Annotated in this window: 17 protein-coding genes; 2 read left to right on the top strand and 15 right to left on the bottom strand. The window is 43.8% G+C overall.

Translation table 11 applies throughout. From position 1 onward, the window contains the following. Positions 1-329: 329 nt before the first annotated feature. Positions 330-3,515, bottom strand: a complete 3,186-nt coding sequence (gene cypD / locus KXZ66_RS03965) for a bifunctional P-450/NADPH--P450 reductase (RefSeq protein ID WP_041851195.1) — start codon at positions 3,513-3,515, stop codon at positions 330-332. Between the two features lie 149 nt (positions 3,516-3,664). Between cypD and KXZ66_RS03960 the strand changes: the two genes are divergently transcribed. Beyond that, positions 3,665-4,738, top strand: a complete 1,074-nt coding sequence (locus KXZ66_RS03960) for a DUF3900 domain-containing protein (protein ID WP_014479133.1) — start codon at positions 3,665-3,667, stop codon at positions 4,736-4,738. A gap of 69 nt (positions 4,739-4,807) precedes the next feature. Here the strand turns inward: KXZ66_RS03960 and KXZ66_RS03955 are convergent, their stop codons facing one another. After that, positions 4,808-6,238, bottom strand: a complete 1,431-nt coding sequence (locus tag KXZ66_RS03955) for an excalibur calcium-binding domain-containing protein (protein ID WP_151870341.1) — start codon at positions 6,236-6,238, stop codon at positions 4,808-4,810. A 179-nt stretch (positions 6,239-6,417) separates the two neighbouring features. After that, positions 6,418-7,527: an FAD-dependent oxidoreductase gene (locus KXZ66_RS03950; RefSeq protein ID WP_151870342.1), complete on the bottom strand. Its 1,110-nt coding sequence runs from the start codon at positions 7,525-7,527 to the stop codon at positions 6,418-6,420. A 162-nt stretch (positions 7,528-7,689) separates the two neighbouring features. Here KXZ66_RS03950 and yetL point away from each other — a divergent pair, with 162 nt between their 5' ends. After that, on the top strand, positions 7,690-8,193 hold the full coding sequence (yetL, locus tag KXZ66_RS03945) for a transcriptional regulator YetL (protein ID WP_003233796.1): 504 nt from the start codon (positions 7,690-7,692) through the stop codon (positions 8,191-8,193). A gap of 24 nt (positions 8,194-8,217) precedes the next feature. Here the strand turns inward: yetL and KXZ66_RS03940 are convergent, their stop codons facing one another. The 12 genes from KXZ66_RS03940 to KXZ66_RS03885 form a co-directional block, all read right to left on the bottom strand. Further along, a complete protein-coding gene (locus tag KXZ66_RS03940; RefSeq protein WP_128740117.1) occupies positions 8,218-9,144 on the bottom strand; it encodes a DMT family transporter in 927 nt (308 codons plus the stop codon). Positions 9,145-9,281: 137 nt separating this feature from the next. Next, entirely contained in the window at positions 9,282-10,616 is a 1,335-nt protein-coding gene (locus KXZ66_RS03935) for a nucleotide sugar dehydrogenase (RefSeq protein WP_029726657.1), read from the bottom strand. Between the two features lie 26 nt (positions 10,617-10,642). Continuing rightward, a complete protein-coding gene (locus KXZ66_RS03930) occupies positions 10,643-11,332 on the bottom strand; it encodes a B3/B4 domain-containing protein (RefSeq protein WP_128740116.1) in 690 nt (229 codons plus the stop codon). Next, entirely contained in the window at positions 11,329-11,742 is a 414-nt protein-coding gene (locus tag KXZ66_RS03925) for a DUF6917 domain-containing protein (protein WP_257475329.1), read from the bottom strand. Before KXZ66_RS03925 ends, KXZ66_RS03930 begins: the two co-directional genes overlap by 4 nt. A gap of 12 nt (positions 11,743-11,754) precedes the next feature. Further along, on the bottom strand, positions 11,755-12,657 hold the full coding sequence (locus KXZ66_RS03920) for a Gfo/Idh/MocA family protein (protein WP_257475328.1): 903 nt from the start codon (positions 12,655-12,657) through the stop codon (positions 11,755-11,757). Positions 12,658-12,676: 19 nt separating this feature from the next. Then, a complete protein-coding gene (locus KXZ66_RS03915) occupies positions 12,677-13,780 on the bottom strand; it encodes an Ldh family oxidoreductase (protein ID WP_029726653.1) in 1,104 nt (367 codons plus the stop codon). Further along, positions 13,777-15,072: a M20/M25/M40 family metallo-hydrolase gene (locus KXZ66_RS03910; RefSeq protein ID WP_128740114.1), complete on the bottom strand. Its 1,296-nt coding sequence runs from the start codon at positions 15,070-15,072 to the stop codon at positions 13,777-13,779. The genes KXZ66_RS03915 and KXZ66_RS03910 overlap by 4 nt, the downstream gene beginning before the upstream one ends. Next, on the bottom strand, positions 15,065-15,934 hold the full coding sequence (locus KXZ66_RS03905) for a sugar phosphate isomerase/epimerase family protein (protein WP_032678961.1): 870 nt from the start codon (positions 15,932-15,934) through the stop codon (positions 15,065-15,067). The genes KXZ66_RS03910 and KXZ66_RS03905 overlap by 8 nt, the downstream gene beginning before the upstream one ends. Then, positions 15,909-17,036 (bottom strand): DegT/DnrJ/EryC1/StrS family aminotransferase, encoded by a 1,128-nt coding sequence (locus KXZ66_RS03900; protein WP_141949840.1) that lies wholly within the window; start codon positions 17,034-17,036, stop codon positions 15,909-15,911. Before KXZ66_RS03900 ends, KXZ66_RS03905 begins: the two co-directional genes overlap by 26 nt. Continuing rightward, positions 17,033-18,184, bottom strand: a complete 1,152-nt coding sequence (locus tag KXZ66_RS03895; protein ID WP_250620095.1) for a DegT/DnrJ/EryC1/StrS family aminotransferase — start codon at positions 18,182-18,184, stop codon at positions 17,033-17,035. The genes KXZ66_RS03900 and KXZ66_RS03895 overlap by 4 nt, the downstream gene beginning before the upstream one ends. Next, positions 18,181-19,209, bottom strand: coding sequence for a Gfo/Idh/MocA family protein (locus KXZ66_RS03890; protein WP_160240599.1), 1,029 nt, complete (start codon positions 19,207-19,209; stop codon positions 18,181-18,183). Before KXZ66_RS03890 ends, KXZ66_RS03895 begins: the two co-directional genes overlap by 4 nt. Then, the gene (locus KXZ66_RS03885; protein ID WP_151870344.1) at positions 19,194-19,844 is read right to left on the bottom strand and encodes a phosphoribosylanthranilate isomerase; all 651 of its coding nucleotides are present in this window, start codon (positions 19,842-19,844) and stop codon (positions 19,194-19,196) included. Before KXZ66_RS03885 ends, KXZ66_RS03890 begins: the two co-directional genes overlap by 16 nt. Between the last annotated feature and the right edge of the window lie 9 nt (positions 19,845-19,853).

Raw genomic sequence — 19,853 nt, 5'->3', positions numbered from 1 at the left:
ACACCGCGGCAAGCCGGAATATTTATGTTTCGCACCATATCATTTTTATTACAACCATTTGGAAACCAATCACTGGACGAAAGAAACCTTCATTTCGTTTCACATTTTTTTCTCAGAAATAAAAAAAGGATTTCTTTTGTCATGTGTGCCTTTGAAAAAAGAAATAGATACCGAGTATAAGAATAACATAAACTAGCAAAAACGAAAAATAGGTTTTGCAGACAGCCCGCCCTTCCGGCGGACTGAAGTTATTGTATGCATCAATGTTTAGCGCGATCACCATTTTTTCTAAAGGACAAAAAAGACTGGATGTCTCCAGTCTTCTTTATCTATATCCCTGCCCAGACATCCTTAGCGTACATACCGGTATCCTGCAGATGTCTCAGCCAGTTTTGCGCTTCTTGCTCCCCGGTGCCATGAACAGACTGATACGCCTTTTGCAGTGCCGCCTCCACATCCGGGGCCATTTTGCTGCCGTCACCGCATACATAAAGCCTGCCTCCGCGGTCAAGGATCGATATTAACGTTTCTGCATGGTCAGCCATGACATGCTGGACATACGTTTTCGGCATGCCTTCTTTGCGGGAAAAGGCTGTGTGGACAGTGACAATTCCGTCTTTTTCAAACTGCTCAAGCTCATCGCGGTATATAAAATCACGATCGTTTCTGCATCCAAAATAGAGATGAGCTTCACCGAGCGTTTTCCCCTCCCGCTTTAAAACTTCGCGGGCTTGAAGGAAACCGCGGAATGGCGCGACTCCCGTGCCAGGTCCGACCATAATGATTGGCGTTTCAGGGTCTTCTGGAAGCTGAAACCGAGATTCTGGTGTGCGTACAAACATCACGAGATCATCACCGGCTTGGCGCTCAGCTAAATCATTTGAAGCCACGCCCCTGTATTCGCCACGGCCGCTCCACGCAGGGCCGCGCACGACACCGACTGTGATCGATGCTTGCCGCGGATTCACTCTTGGAGAGCTTGAAATTGAATAATATCTCGGTTTTAACGGACGTAAAAGCTCTAAAAATCGTTCAAACGGCATGTCGCACGCTTCATACTTTTCAAGCAGATCCAGCATGGAAATTCGTTTTTTCAATATTTGCTCCTGATAAACACCCTCTGCTGACAGTTCTTCTAATTCGCGCCTATGCGGCGGACACACTGTAAATGCCGCCAGTTCACGTATTTGCGCTCTTGTGGCTGCTTCCTGCACCTCGACGCTGTAGCTGAGAAGATCATGCAGGCTGACAGGCCGGCCCAATGGCAGATGCCCCGCACTGTGGCCGCTTGCCGACAATGTCACTTGGTCGGTTCCCTTCAGGCCGAATCTGTGGAGAATCCGACTGACATTGGTTTGGCTGTTTTTTGGCAATACGCCAAGATGGTCGCCCTCTTGATATTCAACATCCGGCGGCAATGTAATTTCGATATGGCGAGTGCTTCGATCGCTGTCTGCGGACTGGAGTTCACGATTTTCGGCAATGGATGCGTGAGAGGCTTCGTACGATCTAGCGAGCGGAGACTCGCCCAGCCCTCTGACAAACTGAAGGCTCAGCGTGCTTCGTTCCTTATCAGCGTTTTCATTAAGCTCAAGTCCGAATGCTTTGATGGCGTCCGCCCACATGCTTTTTTTCCACTCGTCAAGCTGCCCTTCAAAATCACCGCTGACATCTCCTTCCCCGCGCCCAGAAAACCGAGTCGCGCCTTTTTCTGCAAGCTGCTCATCAATGAATCTCGGCACGTATTGATACGTGCTCGCCCAGTTGTGGTCGCCGCAGCCAAATACCGCGTAATGGACGCCCTCAAGCTCACCCGGTTTGATTTCTTGAAGCCACTGCACGAACTGTCCGGCATTGCTTGGCGGTTTTCCATTATAAGACGAGGTCACAATGACAACCGCTCCCTCTTTCGGCAGCTTTCCAATCCGGTCGTTCAGAGGTGCTGTCTCTGTCCTTACGCCGTGAAGACTGGCAGTATCAGCAAGCTCCCGGGCGACGCCTTCTGCAGTGCCAGTATCTGAGCCGTACAGCACGAGAAGCGGGCGGTTGTTAAGACCGATGACCGATGCGCCCTTTGCTTCCGTTTTCTCCTTTTGCTCATAAGGCGCGGCTTTTTCATCTGCCTGAGCGTCCGCATGAATGGCTTCCTGATGACGGCTTTGAACCCTAATGTGAAAATCGCCCGGCTTAAGTGTTAAGGTTTGTTTGATATCAAGCTCATAATTCTCATGATCAATCAGTGTGAAATATTTTAAAATCATCCCCAGCACAAGTGTGGCTTCATGAAGGGCAAACTGCATGCCGATACAGGCCCGTTGTCCATTTCCGAATGGTTTGTACGCATGATGAGGCACTTGGTCCTGATGCTCGAACCGTTCCGGCCGGAATTCCTCGGCGTCCTTTCCCCAAGCGTCTCGATCACGATGAAGCTGCGGAATCAGCACAGAAATTCTGTCTTTCGTCGTGATCGGAAATTTCCCGCCAATGACTGTGTCTTCTTTTGGATAAAGGCTGAAAGCCGGAGCTGTCGGCCATAAGCGCAGTGATTCATTTAAAATCATCCGTATGTATTTAAGCTCCAGCACTTGTTTATAGGTCGGCGCTGCATCTGTCAGCACCCGATCGACCTCTTCATACGCCTTTTTCAGTTTGTCAGGATGCTTCAATAAAAAGTAGGTCGCAAAGGAAAGCAGGCCGCTCGTTGTTTCATGGCCGGCAATCAAAAACGTAATAATTTGAAAGCGGATATTTTCGTCGTCGAGCTTTTCACCCGTTTCCGGATCTTCCACATTCAGCATGCGGGCAAGCAAATCTTTTTCATCCTGGTCTCCATTCGCCCTGCGCTCTGCAATAATGCTGTCGACTAAAGAAAACATCGTTTGAATATCATGGCGGAATTGCCGCTTTGTTCTGACCATAAGCTTATCTTGAACATCAAGCCGCTGCATTTGATGCATCGCTTCATCAAGCGCCCGCACCATGCTGTTGATAAACGGGTGGGGCGTTTCTCTGTAGTAACTGTTAAAGCGGTAGTTAAACCCGCATAGCCCAATGGTGTCAAGCGTCAGCCTCGTCATATCCCCCGGGACATCAACTGCTTCATTCGGATTAAGCCTGGCCCATTTTTGAATAAGCTGAACAGCGATATCGACCATTTTTTCATGATAGTCCTTCATGGCCCGCTGGCTGAACGTCGGCATCAGAATGTTGTGCGCTTTTCTCCAGTTAGGCTCATGCGTCCAGCTCGTAAACAATCCATCACCGGAAAACGCGCGGACCTTCTCCAAGGCGCCTTCAATGCTTTTATCAAACCGTTCTTCATCACAAACCTCTTTCACCAATTCGTGGCCGGACACTACAATGGTCGTGCCCGCGGGTGTATGGATTTGAAAAATCGGGCCCTGTTCTTCCGCCAGTTTGATCAGCGAAAGCGTCGGCTTGTCTTTATCGATTAAAGGCAAATTGCCGAGCGGTCCAAACGTCTTCGGCTGAGGAATCGGGCTTGTTTCCTTCATCGAACCATTCCTTTCCGTATGAGATGCCTTCTATTTGACTACAATTCCCTTTCATGGTCATGATTATTCCGTTCTCCCAATTGACGCATGATTGCTGTTTTTTCTATACTTGAGAAGCTGTACAATACGCGAATAAGGTGAGTTTATATATGGATTTTGAAATTCGGTTTTTATCCTTTTATGTCATACAGGTGGAAGGCAAAGATGAGCAGGCGAACAAGCAGTTCAAGCACTTCCAGACCCTTGATACGGGCGAATTTGAAGAAAGCGAGCTGAAGGACTTTCTCGACGGGGAACTGAAAAAAATCGTGAAACGGAAAGCAGACCGCCATCCGCAGTCCGAGCAGGTGCCGACGAAAATCGGCCATTTTATCGTCGAGCCCGGCCACGAGCTCGATTCTAACCCAAACTACAACATGTTCAACCGCGCGCGTCTGGCGGAAACAAAAGAAGACTTCAATGAGCTGAGCGAGCAGTTCGTCCGCACGTACCTTGACACAAGCGCGGTTCGCGGCGGCGTGTTTCTCGTCGCTTCGGCCGTACCGAGAAAATACTTTGACGAGTCATTTGTCTTCATTATGAAATGTGATTTTGAGCCGAAGGTCGCCCGCATCTCTGACGCGTCTTCTCTCATTAAAAAAGTCGAAATGGCGATCACGACAAAAAACATGAAAAGCATCCAATACCCGTACATGCCAGAGGAAGGAATGGTCGAGGAAGGTGAACTGAAAATCCACCAGGCCTCACACGCCCGCTATTTTGAGGACTTTCTGAAATTCGTCGAGTACGGCGAATCGATGCCGGAAATCATGAAAAATCAGGTCATGAACATGGTACAGGAGCACGTCTACGAGACATTTGAAGACAACAGCGAAGAGCTCAAGCAGTTCGAGCACGACATTGAAATTTGGGAAGCAAGCGAAAAACGGGAAATCCAAGAGCGCCTCGACACCCATCAAGTCATCGAAGCCTCCGCCCAAATCATCGAGCACACGCCAGAGGCCCAGCTGAAAATGAAAGTCGGAGAAACAGAGATTAAGGGATTGCTAGCGGATTTTGGCGATTCTATTCATCTCGCAAAAGTAAACGGGCGCTATGTCGCGCTGATTGAAGCCGAGACGATTTCGTTTGAGAAAGGCAGTTCGCCGGTGGAGTTTTATAAGCCTGAGGGGCTGCATGAGGTGATTGAGCGGATAAAAGGGAAAAATATAAATGACGATTAACGTTTGTTGAAAATAATAAAAGAGAGAATATTTCAGTATTCTCTCTTTCTTTAGATAACCATATATGAATTAGCGATCACAAGCAATTCCATCACCATCACGGTCAAGATGTTTAGCATATCCCGGTTCACCAGAATGGATAGGTGCCACACCAGCTTGCCGTGCTACGGTACAATTTTTGTAATAGACATTCGTCTGTTGTTCTTGTGCCTCTGCTTGTTGTATCTCTTTCTCTTGCTTACGCTTTTCTTGTGCTAGTCGCGCTTCTTCCTCTTGCTTGCGTTTTTCTTCTGCTAATCGCGCTTCTTCCTCTTGCTTGCGTTTTTCTTCTGCTAATCGCGCTTCTTCCTCTTGCTTACGTTTCTCTTCTGCTTGCTTTTTTGCTTTTTCTTCTTTCTTACTCTTATTATCTTGTTGTTCATTACCTTCCTGTTTGCTTTGATTTTCTGTCTGTTCTTCCTTTTGTTCGGTCTTTGAAACAGCTGTTTTATCACTTGATTTTACAGAGCTAGCTTCTTTATTGTTTTCACCAAAAAATGCGTTAAAGGTTAACAGTAATATCAGCAGGTAAACCAATGAAGCAATAGCTCTCTTCCACCACTTACCACTTCGGAACCCTAGGATTTTTTGGTACCATTTCCTCTTCTTCTGATGTAGGGGAATATTTGCATCATTTAAAATAGAAACAAATTCCTTGCCAGATAGATTTATAATTAAACTTTTTCCTGTCTCCGTAACATTGATAACTGTTTTTATTGCAAATCGATCAATAACCGCATGAGAAAAATATTTAAAATCCCACTTATTTAATAGTTTGGCTTTTCTTTCTTTATTATTAAATTCATATAAGTACACCACTTGATTGTCGAGTACAATAAAATTACCCTTACTTTGTCTATCCTCTTGAAAAAAGCCTTCCGCTATCAAGGAAGCACCTTTATGCTTTTCACGCAATAATCGTTCACCATTTTTCGACAGATTTAGATTGTCCCTCTTCATTAGAAATGAAGTAATTTTAACATTTCGATTTTGTAAATCATTTAATTTTTCAGCATGTAAAAAATAATCAAAATCATGTGTAACTGTCGTTAGAATTTCTTTTGATTGATTAGTTATTATGTATTCTAAAATCTCTATAAATTCTTGGCTATCATCGTTTTTCTTAATATCATCGAATGTACGTTTTTTACGGCCTATTTTAAGGCTTAAACTCCAACTATTTTTATCTTTTCCATTAGTCCTTACTTCAATATCATTAATTTGTGAATATTCATAAGTCATCTGTTCGTGCTTAGAAACAAAGAAAATGGATTGTGTAGTAAGTGCTAATATCCCTTTTAATTCTCTACCACTTTTTTTATCACATTCAGCTTCGATAATCTTTAGAACGCTTTCCTGCGACGATAAGGTTGCGATTTCTGCTTCTTGTAATAATCTTTCATACTTTGTTACTAAGGTTTTTTGACCTATTGTAGGGCGTTTACCTATCCACTTTTCCATAATGTCCCCCTATTTTACATAATGATATTCTAACAGAAACTTATATTTTTTGACTTAATTTTACCAAATACCGGATGATTTTACATCATTTATTGTTATCAATTTCTAGATAATTTAGTTAAACACTTGTGTCTTTCTAAACAAAAAAGTCCAGAAATCACTTTCTGGACTTTTCCTATTTAATACCCTTCCCTCAACACCGCATAGCACTCCCCAATCAGTTCTTCCGCTCCCGGCTCTCCTTTCAGCCCGCGGCGGACGATTTCCGATGATAGGTTCTGGACTTTGAGCGCTCGTGGGGCTCTTCTTTTGTAGTATGCCTGTAATGCTGTTTCGTGGTCGGCGTGGTTTTGGAGTTCTTCGGCGAGGGCGATGGCATCCTCGATCGCCATTGCCGCTCCTTGCGCCAGGGTCGGCGCGCCGGCGTGGGCAGCGTCTCCTCCGATGACAACGCGGCCTTTGTGCCATGGCTCCTGCACGGCGACCTGCTCCAGTTTGTTAAAGATGACAGGATGCTGTTTTGACATGTGCTTTGTGACAAAATCCAGCCCCCGAAAACCAGAAAGAATCTCTTTTACTCTATCAAACCGGGTATCTTCCTCATCCCAGTAATCGCTCGTGCAAGGCTGGAGGACGAAGACATAGCCAGCGTGTTCCGCCAATGGCACCACCCCAATTTGTGTGTCTCCGCTTCTATACATGAATGTTGCGTCCTCGAATGTGTAATCAGGAAGTTCGATATAAAAGCGCCACGCTCCCATGCCGAGATGCTCTTTTTCCGTCTCCTTTTGCAGCATTATATCGCGAACAACGGAGTGAATGCCGTCAAAGCCCGCCAGAATGTCAGCCTGCATCTTTTCCCCATCTTCATATACGGCAGTGACCGATTCAACTGTTTCTTCATAGGCGACAATCTTTTTCCCCCACTTGATGTCTACACCCGCCGCCTCGGCATGCTTCATGAGAATGTCATTTAACGTTTTGCGCAGGATATTATTGCGTCCCGGAAGTGAATCGTCTAAAAAGGATTCACTGACTTGAAACAGCAAATTCCCCTGTTCATCAAACGTTTTAAACCATTCTGTTTGAAAGCCGTGCTTACAGCACTCTTCGAATACGCCCAGTTCTTTCAACACCGCCAGTGCGTTTTGCGGCTGAAGAATCCCCGCACCTGTTTTTCGGTTTTCTGAAGCCGCTTCACATAAGGTGACGGAAAACCCTGCCTTACGGAGAGAAATAGCCGCTGACAAGCCGCCGATTCCGCCTCCTGCTATTAACATATGTTTCATATAAATAACCACCTTTTCAGCTCTATATGTATTAGTTAGGCGCCTAACTATATTACCTTACTATGTCCCAAGAAAAGCTGTCAATCATCTCCAAGCCAAGTTGCGTTATGGTTTTCCCTCCTTTATAATCGTCTCACAACGAATGTACGGGAGCTACTTGCGATGGAATTAAAACATTTACCGAAATATAAGCATATAACAGAGCACGCCGAAACGTATGCCAATATTGACGCCGGCTCTCTTGAATTGTTTTTATCTCTATTTGATATTTCAAAAAAAATGAATCATGTGATGGAGCATTACTTTGCTGGCCGAGGGCTTTCAGAAGGAAAATTCAAAATCCTGATGCTGCTCTTTGATGCCAAGGATCATAGGTTAAGTCCGACAGAGCTTGCCAAGCGGTCAAATGTCACGAAAGCAACAATTACAGGCCTGCTGGACGGGCTGGCGAGAGACGGTTTTGTCAGCCGCAGGCATCACACAGAGGATAAACGAAAAATCAGCATTGAACTGACAACGGAAGGCAAAGCACGCCTTGAGCAATTTCTGCCCGGCCATTTCAGCAAAATATCCGCTGTCATGGAAAACTACAGCGACGAGGAAAAAGACATGTTCGTGAAGATGCTTGGTGATCTTTTTGAAAGGCTGAGCGTATTTAAAGACTAAAAAAACCCGTCCGACCAGGACAGGCTAAAGCGTCTTTTCTTCTGAAGCCGGATACGCATCCGGCTGTTTTTTCTTTATGACCGTAACAAATATGCCGCCGATGACACATACAATGCCAATCAAATGCACAAGCTCAAACGGCTCCTTTAATATCACGCCTGACAAAATGACAGCAGAGACCGGAAGAAAGGATGTGAAAATGCCAGACACCCCAGCCGGCACCTTCGTCACCCCGCTATACCATAAGTAAAACGCCAAAACAGTGACAAAAAGCGCGTAATACAGCACATACGACCAATCCAAAACAGTCGGCACGCTGAAATCAAATGAAGAGGCCTCAAACAAAGCAAACGGGAGAAAAAACAGGAAACCGAAGAGTGATACGAAGGTCGAAATCGCCAGTGCCGAAACATGCGGAGATAGCAGCTTGGCCATCAATGTAAACAACGCTTCGCCAATGACTGCAGCAATGATCAGCATGTTCCCGAATAAGGCGTGCGGCGTCCCGTCTTGGCTCCCCGCTCCAAACAGATTAATCGCCATTACGCCGCAAACCGCCAGCAAAATGCCGATCAGCGTCTTTTTCTCAATTTTTTCTCTCAGCAGGAAAAAGGATAAAATACCGATCACCATGGGGGTTGTGCTTGTCAAAATGCCGCTTTCCGTTCCCGTAGTATATTGAACCCCATACAGCAGGCAAATACTGAACAAAAACACGCCTGTAAATGATTGCACCAGCAAAACGAGCACATCTTTTTTCGTTAAAGCCGGAAACCCTTTTTCAATGCAAAACAGCAGCGTGAGCAATACGACAGAAGCCAGCAAAAAACGCAGTCCCGAGGATAGAAAGACAGGAATACGCTCAACCATGAGTTTTCCTACGACGACAGAGCTGCCGACGATTGCCATGGCCGTTCCCAGGGAAATATATGCGCTTAATTGATTTTTCATCATACTCCACCTAACATTTTTGTTAAACATAGCATGTAAAATTAGTTTGTTACAGGTCCAATTCACAAGAAACTAATAGATCCATTTAAAAGCCAGCTCCTTGTGATTCGTATCATCTTAAAGTGGAATTTTGCTTTTTAATTTGGGAGAAGCTGCTTCCCCTTTCTTTTCTTTACTGGGCTGCCGATGACATAAACATGGTCTTGATGAATACCATCAGTCAAGTTTCTTGTATCAAGAAGGGCCTTTGCTGAAGATGTCAGCAGATCCGGATCGTACATAGAATGTGGTGTTAATAGCACCACACAGTCATATTCAGCAAATTGGCTGTAATGAAGCGGCCTGTTATCCATTTTAGCTCCATTCCGGTCAAAAATATTCTCACAAAACGGTTCATTCACACTGACCTTTGCACCCATTTCTGTTAACAACTCATATACATCTAGACTCGGTGATTCTCTGCAATCACTTACATTCGGCTTATATGCCATCCCCAGCAGCAAAATAGAAGCGCCATTCAGGCATTTTTTCTCTTCGTTCAAGATTTCGCTGATTTTACTTACAATGTGCTGAGGCATTTGTTTATTGATTTCCTGCGCTGTTTCAATAAAACGGCTGTAAAAATTTTCTCCTCTTGCTTTCCAGGACAGATACATCGGATCAAGCGGAATACAGTGCCCTCCGATCCCCGGGCCGGGATAAAACGGCATAAACCCGAATGGCTTTGTAGAGGCCGCCTTTATAACCTCCCATATATTCACTTCAAGCTTCTCACACATCAGTGCCATTTCATTGATAAAAGCGATATTAATGCTTCGGAATGTGTTTTCCAGCAGCTTTGACATTTCGGCAACTCGCGGGGAAGAAACCGGAAACACGGTATCAATAATGTGGCTGTACAGTAATTGTCCCCGTTCCAGACATTTCGGCGTAATTCCTCCGATTACCTTTGTTGTATTTTTGATTGTAAAACTTAGGTTACCTGGATCAATTCTTTCAGGCGAGAAGCAAATGTAGATGTCCTCTCCAACAATGAAGCCTTCTTCCGTTACGGATTGATGAATAATTTCTTCGGTTGTTCCCGGATAGGTTGTGGATTCTAATATAATGAGGCTGCCTTTTTTCAATCGTTTTTTGACATGGTTCATCACATTGACAATATATGAAATGTCAGGCTGCTGGTTTTGATCAAGCGGAGTCGGTACGCATATGATCATTACATCAAGCTTGTTAACCTCTTCATAGTGATCTACAGCTTTTAACCGGCCGTCTGCTACGACCTTTTCAAGGTCAATACCGTCTATATAATTGATTCCTTGATTGATGAGTTTCACTTTTTCCGAATCACTGTCAATTCCCATGACAGAAAAACCGTTTTCAGCGTAAGCAGTAGCTAGCGGAAGCCCTACATATCCAAGACCAGCAATGCCGATTGAGGCTTGCTTGTGCTTGATTTTTTCCAACATTTCCATTTCGCATCCCTCCTAAAATAAATGAGTTAAATCATTGCACAATCTTCATATAAAGTGGTTAAAATACGGATTGTCTCGTTAACAGCCTGGATCACATCTATGTCACGAACTCCTTCTACACGGCACCCCATAATGCGAATCTTGGCAGATTGATCCGTTATTTTTTGATAATCGCTGTCTCTATAGCAAAATTGGGATAGGATTCTGCTGTCATCCCTTATCACAAGACTGCCTGTTGACAGGCGAATTTCATTGTCAGAATTCACCGGTAAAAATGATTCACCGGCAGAGCTGACATCCAGTCTCATCTCACCATTGATCTTATCCAAGTCAAATGCTCCCAACGGAATCAAGCTTTGCACCGCAGCCACGTTCAAAACGTCGACAATAGGATTAATTTTCGGATATTTAACTAATTGATCTTTCAGTAAAAATCGCTGAATCATATTTTGAACGGACGGAGGTGTTTTTTTCGTCTGAAGTCCGATTGATTCAAAAAAAGCATTGTATGCTTTGATTACATCCGTTTGTTTTACATCCTGCTTTGTCTTCCCCCGCCACTGTGCATGTTCTTTCTTCCAAAGCACTTTCATGACTTCTTCCGTCTCTCTTTTGAGATTGCCTACCTGAATGTCAGCAGCAAAAATAATTAGATTCGGAAAAGCGGTTCGTACATCTTCTGTTATACGAATCTGGAATACTGGCTCCTTATTCATATTGTTCGATATCCCGAACTCACAAAACGGATTTCTTCTTCTACAGACAGATCAATATCAGTTGCTGACAGCAGAAGATCCGTCTGAATGATAATGTTATAGTGATTCGGAAAATGACAAGCATCAAATCCGGCAACAACGCCAAGATACGTTTCATTGATATACACACGATCACCCTTCTGTATGACCCCGCCTGTGTCCATCTCAGCAAATCCTAAGAAACCGATCCTTCCTACTAGCTGTCCGGGTTCATATGCTTTCTGATCAGTTGTCACAATTTCATGAATCTCTTTTTCTCTGATACATCTAGTTTGAAAGTTTTTTAAAACCATGTTTCGTTTATCCTGTTTATGAAATAAAAGTTTCACAAACCGTCCGGTTACGGTCCGTTTTATAGCTGCAATCTTCATTGTTTAGCTCCCTTATAAGGTTACTCTTCCAAAGCTGTACGCTTCTTGTACAAGCCGGACAGCATCTTGACTGCTTTCTCCGAAGCAATTTCCGGCACCGATGCTGGCTTTGAAATCTTTTAAAATTTCTTCATACTCATGATAGAGAGAGGATTTAAACACTTCAAAATCTTTCAGCATATCAATATGAATCGTTGTACCGTCTTGCAGCGTAATATCAACATCTTTTCTTTCTCCATGAGGAAATTCCCAATCAAGCTCCACTTGTGCCTGTACGCCGTCACCATTTTTCAATTGAATAACAGCTTGTACATCAATGTCATTCGCATTGTTCCAAATTTGTGCACCTGTTACATCAAGCTTGCCCAAGAAATAAGATAGCGTATCAAATACGTTCGGTCCGTTATCAGCAACACATCCACCTCCGCATTGGTCCGGTTCGAGATACCAGCTGTCACTTCCGGCGTGTTCTTTAATATTTTCTAAATAACGGGCTTTTACGCTTTTGATTTGTGATAGGTTTATTTTTTTCATCTCATTTAGAAAATTGATATTGTACCGTCTGTGGAATGCTGTAAAAAGTGTCTTCTGTACTTGTTGAGAACGTTCAGCCAGACGGTCAGCATCTTTCAGTTCAATTGTTAGCGGTTTTTCACAACAAATATGATGACCGCATTCCAATGCATAGCGGCAAATGTCATAATGCATGTGATTCGGAACATTAATGACAACACCGTCAATATCGGCCTTTTCTAAAAACGTTCGGTAATCTGTGTAGTGCTCCGCCTCAGGAAAAGGACTCATTTTTTCTTTTTGTATATCGCATACCGCTGACAGTGTAAATGAGTCTAACTGTTTAATGGCCTCTACATAATATTTTGATATGACGCCCAATCCAATGATCCCGATTTTCATAATGTTATCCCCCAATTTATTAAGAATAGACTTTTGAAGCCTGTGCATATTCTGGTATGCTGATTCCCGCCTGTTTCGATAAGTTGGTTAAAGAACCAAATATCACTTCATCCACCGTAATGTTCTCCTTCTTCCTCACCCCTTCAAGATAACCCGGATAAATGACTTGATCCGCTGTTTGTGTTGTCGGACAAGCCATTAGCGTGCTTAGCATTTGTTCCATACGGTGTTTGAATTGTGAGATTGGAACGAATGCATCTATATTAATTGTCATAAAGAAATGGCCGACATTGTAGTCATTCTCTCCAGCCCCTTTTTCCGACAATACACCGGAATGAGGACCGATATCCGCCCCCGAAAGCAGTCCGCATAAAATATCTACTAAAATCGATAAGCCGTATCCCTTGTTTCCTCCCATTTCCGGTCTCCCGCCAAGGAACTGGATAAACCCTTGTCCATTAAGGTAGTCATGCGGATTTGTTGTCGTTTGGCCTTCCTTGTTGATCAGCCATCCCTCAGGAATAGACCGCCCCTGTCTCGCTGCTTCTTTTATTTTTCCAGTAGCTGCAACAGTCGTACTCATATCTAATAAGAATGGCGGCAGTTCTTGTGAAGGTGCGCTTACACTGATGGGGTTTGTACCAAGCATATTTACCGTCCCGCCCATCGGCGGAGCCACTCCTTGTGAGCCTAAATTGGTCATAGAAAAACCTAGCATATTTTCTTGTAATGCTTTATGGCTGTAATAGCCTGCACTACCGAAGTGAGAGCTGTTTCTGACGGTTACGATCCCGACGCCGAACATTTTCGCTTTTTCAATTGCGATTTTCATCGCCGTATCACCAACGACGAGCCCAATGCCGTGCTGAGCGTCTAAAACCGAAATCGCCTGATGGTCGATGACATGCTGCACTTCGGCTTTAGGATTCATATCGCCGTTTTGAATTTTTGTTAAGTAAATTTTCTCCAAGTTTGCGATTCCGTGTGTTGAGAATCCGTTTAAATCGGCGTATGCCAGTACTTTAGCAGCAGTTTCAGCATGATCGTCTCGCAAACCGTGATGAATAAAAGTATTTTTGACAAACTCAGATAACTGATCTTCTTTAAATGTATAAAAGTTCATTTGAGCACCCGTTTCTTTGTTTTCTCATTAACATGTAAAATCAGATTTTTGATGTCCATGCTGAACTTCTCCAATTCAGCCTTTTCGATATATTCATTTTTTCCATGTGCATTATTGATTTCCAGGCTGCCTGGTCCATATACAACAGTATACATTCCGTCACCTTGCGCCCACATTGCATCACAAGTAAACGCTTTTGATTGCATATGACCGGGAAGCAGCTTCAAGCCAGATTCCTCGAGTAAAGCTCTTTTTGCTTCATTCTTATTATTTAATACTGGGAGTTCCTTCTTTACCCACGTTAAGGTACATATACTGTCTATTTCTCTCACAGTTTTTGCAGCATCAGGAACATCGGCAAATTGCAAAACAAAGGCTTTCATCGCTTCGGAATAGCTATCTTCTACAAGCTTTTCAATTAAATTGTGCTGCTCCATTGAAGAGTAGGCGAAATTCCACTTAAGAACCCCTGATCCATACACCTTGTTATGCATGCGGCCTGTATGCAAACCGGAAAGGCACATTTTTGCATCCGTATTGTTTAAGCGCTTTGATAGCGCCTTCGTCATAAACTGAGCGAGGAATCCTAAAACCAAGGTGGCATTATGACCTACAGCAGGGGCATCGTCGGTTGAATCGTTTCCATCAACAGTGATTTGTGCGGTCATTGACGTTGTAGAATGATCGAAAAATAAACGCTCCGTTGGTTCTATAAATACATTCAGCGCGCCAACGTATCCTCTTTCACAAAGAAGCTTTGTCCCATACACTCCCATTGCACCTCCCTCTTCTCCGGAGACAGCCTGGATGATCACCTTCATATTTCCGGTAAGCGAGGGTGCTTCCTCAAGAGCCGCTTGCAGTCCCGCCAACAGAGCAACTGCCGGTCCCTTCATGTCAACGGCTCCCCGGCCAAAAAAGCTCTCATTTCGATAGCTTGTCATTCCGTATCCTTCAACTGTATCGATATGAAAATTGAACATAATGGTTGCTTCTCGTTCATGTGAATACCCCAGTTCCATAACCAGATTGGGCTGCGAGCTTAAAAAAGCATCGCCCATTTTTGCATACATCTCTTTTACAGCCCCCGGTATTTCAGATCTGAGAATATCTTCTTCCATCGGAGGAGCAAAATAAACCGGTTTAAACCCTAAGTGTGAAGCAGCTTCTGCATAACGTTTCAACGCGTATTCATGGTGTCCGGCAACTCCTGTTTCCATCGGAGTTGTCGTGTCGATATTCAGCAAATCCGTCAATAAATTAACATAATATTCAGTGAATAATTCAGCCATTGTGTACTCCTGTTTTCATGATCGACCTGACCAATTGTTCCGTTTCTCTTCCATATCTAATATATGAAGCAAAGTGATCGTTCTCATTCCCCGGAACTTCACCAAGATGAGGAATCAGATGAATATGCGGTTCAATCGATATGACACCTTTATAATTCAGATCTGCTAAATAAGCCAAACACTCCGCCGCTTTCGATTCACCGGCTCCTGGGAAGGTAAAATGGATGTTTTGACCATCACTCAAGCTGTCTTTCATATGAACATACTCCACATAAGGATAAACAGCCTTTAAAAAGGATAAGCTGTCATAGCCGTAAGTGATGCCGTTTCCGATATCAAACAATAGCCTTAATGCTTGGCTGTTTATGGATGTGATTAATTCAATTGTATTCTCTGCACTTTGTCCGCCCCAGCCGGCACAGTTCTCATGCAGCAAAATAATGTCTTCCTGCTCCGCTAATGTTGTCAGCTCTTTGACGCGAGCGATTACTTTTTCCTTCCATTCCTGTGGCTCTAATCCGTCATTTGGATAAGACATAATCCGAACGTAACGTGTTTTCAGACGGTGCATGCGTTCAGCTATTCTTTTTAGTTCTTCTTTTTCAGTTTCCTTATCGAATGTAATTGGCCTTTCCCAATTTCCCACTTTTGAAGAAAAAGCGGTTACTTTCATTTCATGCGACTGTATCAAAGAAACCACATCATTGAAGGCAGCCTCGTCAAGTTCAGCAATAGATAAACCTTGAATAGACCGGAGCTCAATGCTTTGCCACCCCAGCATTTGATGAGCTTTAATCTGCATATCAAGCGTTTGGGCAGCTTCATCCGCTATCCCGCTAAGACTGATGTTGCTTAGCCGCATAAAATTCATTCACCCTTTCTGTGATCTGTCGCACGTCGGTATGTCTCATCTCAGGATACAAAGGAAACGCTAAGCTCTTTCTTGCGAATTGCTCCGCATTTGGGAAATCTCCTGGCTGATGACCCAAATGCTGATAAGCTTTTTGCTCATGAATGGCAAGAGGATAAAAAACAACAGTCTCAATGCCTTTCTCTTCTAAAAATGACTGAAGCTCATCACGGTATTCAGCTTGTACAAGATATGTGTAGTATACTCGCTGATACTCCGTTTTTGGTGGCAAGGATACATAAGTTGCGGAAGGTGCCAGCTCTTTATGATACAGTTCCGCAAGTTCACCTCGTTTTTCTATGATTTGCTCCAACTGTTCCAGCCGCTGTGAAATAAAGTCGGCTACTAGTTCATCCATTCGATAGTTATAGCCTATTAAAGTGTGATAAAACCGTTTGCCTTCTTCTTGACCATGGTTTCTCAGCATTTTGCATCTTGCTGCTAATTCATCATCCTTGGTGACAATCATGCCCCCGTCACCAATCCCCCCGATCGGTTTTGCAGGGAAAAACGAGTACAGGCCGATGTCACCCAATAGCCCCGCTGATACGCCATCTATAGTTCCCCCGAGCGCGACAGCACTATCTTCGACCAAAAACAGTCCATGCTCATCTGCAATGTCTCTCAATCTTTTCATATCAGCCATGACAGAGAATAAATGTGCAGCAATGATGACGCGGGACGAAGGTGTTATTTTTCGCTTAACATCATCAGGATCAATCATTCCTGTTTCCTTATCGATATCGACAAAAATCGGGTTTCCGCCGAGAACAGAAATACAGCTCGCTGTCGCGATAAAGGAGAATGCCGGCGTCAGGACGTCCACACCGGGTTTGACACCAAGTGCTTTCAATATGATGATCAAGGCAGAAGTGCCGTTCGATACTGCTGTTGCATAAGGAGCACCTGTATATCCTTTTATTTTTTCTTCAAGGCGAGCGACCTTTTCCTTTAAAATAAACTGATCTTTCAATCCCGCTTCGTAAACGATAGATTTTATTCTTTCTTTCTCATTTTTATATCTCAACTGATAGTTTTGATATGGCTGTATCATAAGCTGCCTCCACCCTCGTAAAAGTCTGTTATAACATCACACACATAATCAAGCTCATCTTCGGTTAAATCTGGGTATAGCGGAAGGCCTAACGCACGAGTTGACGCTCTCTCAGCATGCGGGAAGTCTCCATGTGTATAATTGAGATATTGAAAGCATGGCTGCAGATGAAGCGGATACGGATAATAAGCCTCTGTTTCTATTCCTCTTTTTTGCAAATAAGCTGCAAGTTCATTTCTGTTATCAGCTTCTATTAAATACACATAATAAACATGGACAGCACTATATGGTTTCTCCACAACTGTTGGCGTCGTCACCGTGGGATGAAGCTCTTTCAGTCTTTCATCATATCCTTCTGCCAATTTTTTTCTGCGGACAATATCTTCGTGCAAATATCTTAATTTCTCCTCTAAGACCGCTGCTTGAATATCATCCATTCTGCTGTTATAACCGATGATGTCATGATAATACTCTGTCCCCAGTTTGCCGTGATGCCTAAGTAAACGACAGGTTTTAGCAAACTCATCATCATTGGTTAAAATCATGCCCCCGTCGCCAATTCCGCCCAGCGTTTTTGTTGGGAAAAAGGATAGGACACCCGCCAGACCGTGAAGGCCGGCATGGATACCTTCAGCTTTCATACCAATCGCCTCGGCACTATCTTCCAGCAGAATCAGATTGTGTTTTTCTGCAATTTCTTTCAGCTTTTTGATATCAGCCATTTGTGTAAAAAGATGAACAACCATAATTGCTTTTGTGTTTGGAGTGATTTTTTCTTCAATTTGTTCAGGGCAAATATTGTACGTTTCAGGCTCAATGTCTGTAAACACTGGAGTGGCGCCTACATTCGCAATACTCGAAGCCGAGGCAAAAAAGGAATAGCAAGGTACAATCACCTCATCGCCAGGCTGAATGCCCGCTGCCTTTAAAATGATTTGCAGTGCGTCTGTTGCGTTATTCACTGCTACGGCATGTTTTGCGCCTGTATAATTCTGTATAGCTGCTTCAAAAGAGCGGACAGCACCTCCGTCAATAAATTTACCTTCTGAAATGACTTCGTCCAGTCTCTCTGAGATTAGGCCCCAACGCTTGTGGAAAGAAATTTTCCCAGAGAAAAATGGAATCCTCATGTCTTTCTTTACTGTCATATGACTGCTCCTTTTGTATGTAATTTTATCTCGCTTTTAGCTTTAGCTTCCTCAAGTAATTGGATGATCTTTTGATTGAAATAAATATCACTAACTGGTTTTATTTGAGAGATACCGTGAAAATATTGATAGTATTCAATAAAACATAAACTTAAAGGGTCATCATAAATTAATTCTGAATGAACCATTTCGTTAGCACTGTTATATATAGAAATGTTTGAATAGCTGTCGCTTCCATCAGGCGGAAAATGCCCTAGAAGCGTATATTGCTCGAATTGAATTTTAACGGTTCTTTGTTTAACGAATGATGTTAAATTCGATGCAATATATGTACGGCTACCATTCGCATGCTTAAGAACAGCTTCCGCTCCGCCAAGGCGCATATACCGTTGCTGGCCGATCACCATATCTTTTGTCTCCGAAGCGATGACTTCAGCATCGGCTCCTTGTAAAAAGCACGCAAGCGCCATTTGATGCGGTGCCTCAATATCAAATGCATTGCCATGTGATGAGTTTTCAAGTGTACGGCAAAATCTCGGTTTATCCTGCTGCAGATAGACAGCTTGCAGGTTCCCAAACGTTTTTTGCTCTAAAAATGTTTGAATTTTAGCGGTTAATCGGCTGGACAGCCAATTCGCGACAACGATAACATCAAGCTGATGTTCTTCTACTGATTTGATCAGCGCATCAATCTCACCAACATCATCCGTAAGCGGCTTTTCCACAATCATATGTCTAAACCCGGCCGAAGCAGCTTCCTTAATGATAGAAATATGTGCCGATGGCGGAGTGCAAATATGCAGAACAGCATCCTGACAGATTGATGGCCGAAGTCCAGCCGCCTCTTGAAGACTCCCGCAAAACGCCACATCTTCGAACGATTTGTTTTTAATATACGGATCGATTACGATGACCTGTTGATGAAACAAGTCTTCAGCTTCCTCTGATGCCGCAGCCTTCCGTAAACATCGCAAATGCAGATCTCTTCCCGATCTTCCAAATCCAATGATTATTGGCTGCAGCATGACGCATTCTCTCCTAACCTCACGTTTTGGTAGTACCCGCATTGCCGGATCAGTTCTCTCATTTTATAAAAATCTTTTTTGCCGCCGGTTTCGACACCGCTACTTACATCAATCCCATAGGGTTTAATAGTTTCCAGTGCTTCCGTTATATTGTTCGGCGTCAGCCCTCCGGCCAGTATCACACGCTGCCTGCTGGAAACATCTTTGGCCAACTCCCAATTGAAGGTTTGTCCTGTCCCTCCCTGACTTCCTTTCACATAGCTGTCCAGCAAAAATGAATGCGGTTTATAAAGGCTGAATGCGTGTAAATCCTGTTCACACCGTACTTTAATGGTTTTAATCACGGGACAAATCACCTGTTCACAATATTCAGGCGGCTCTTCACCGTGCAACTGGGCAAATGTCATTCCACAGCTGGCAGTAATTTCATTAACTATCGTTAGATTTTCATTTACAAAAACGCCAACAGCGGATACAAATGGGGGCAGCGTCTGAATGATCTCCCGCGCTTGCTGGGGCGTAACGTACCGTTTACTTTCTGCAGAGAAAACGAACCCAACAGCCTGTGCTCCAGCCGCAACAGCTTCTTCTGCTTCTAGCATCGTTTTGATGCCGCAGATTTTGACTACACTCAACAATCTCAC

Origin of the sequence: Bacillus sp. LJBS17, from assembly GCF_019334685.1 — a bacterium.
In the GTDB taxonomy this organism is placed as follows: domain Bacteria; phylum Bacillota; class Bacilli; order Bacillales; family Bacillaceae; genus Bacillus; species Bacillus subtilis.
This window is presented reverse-complemented; position numbering and strand designations above follow the sequence as displayed.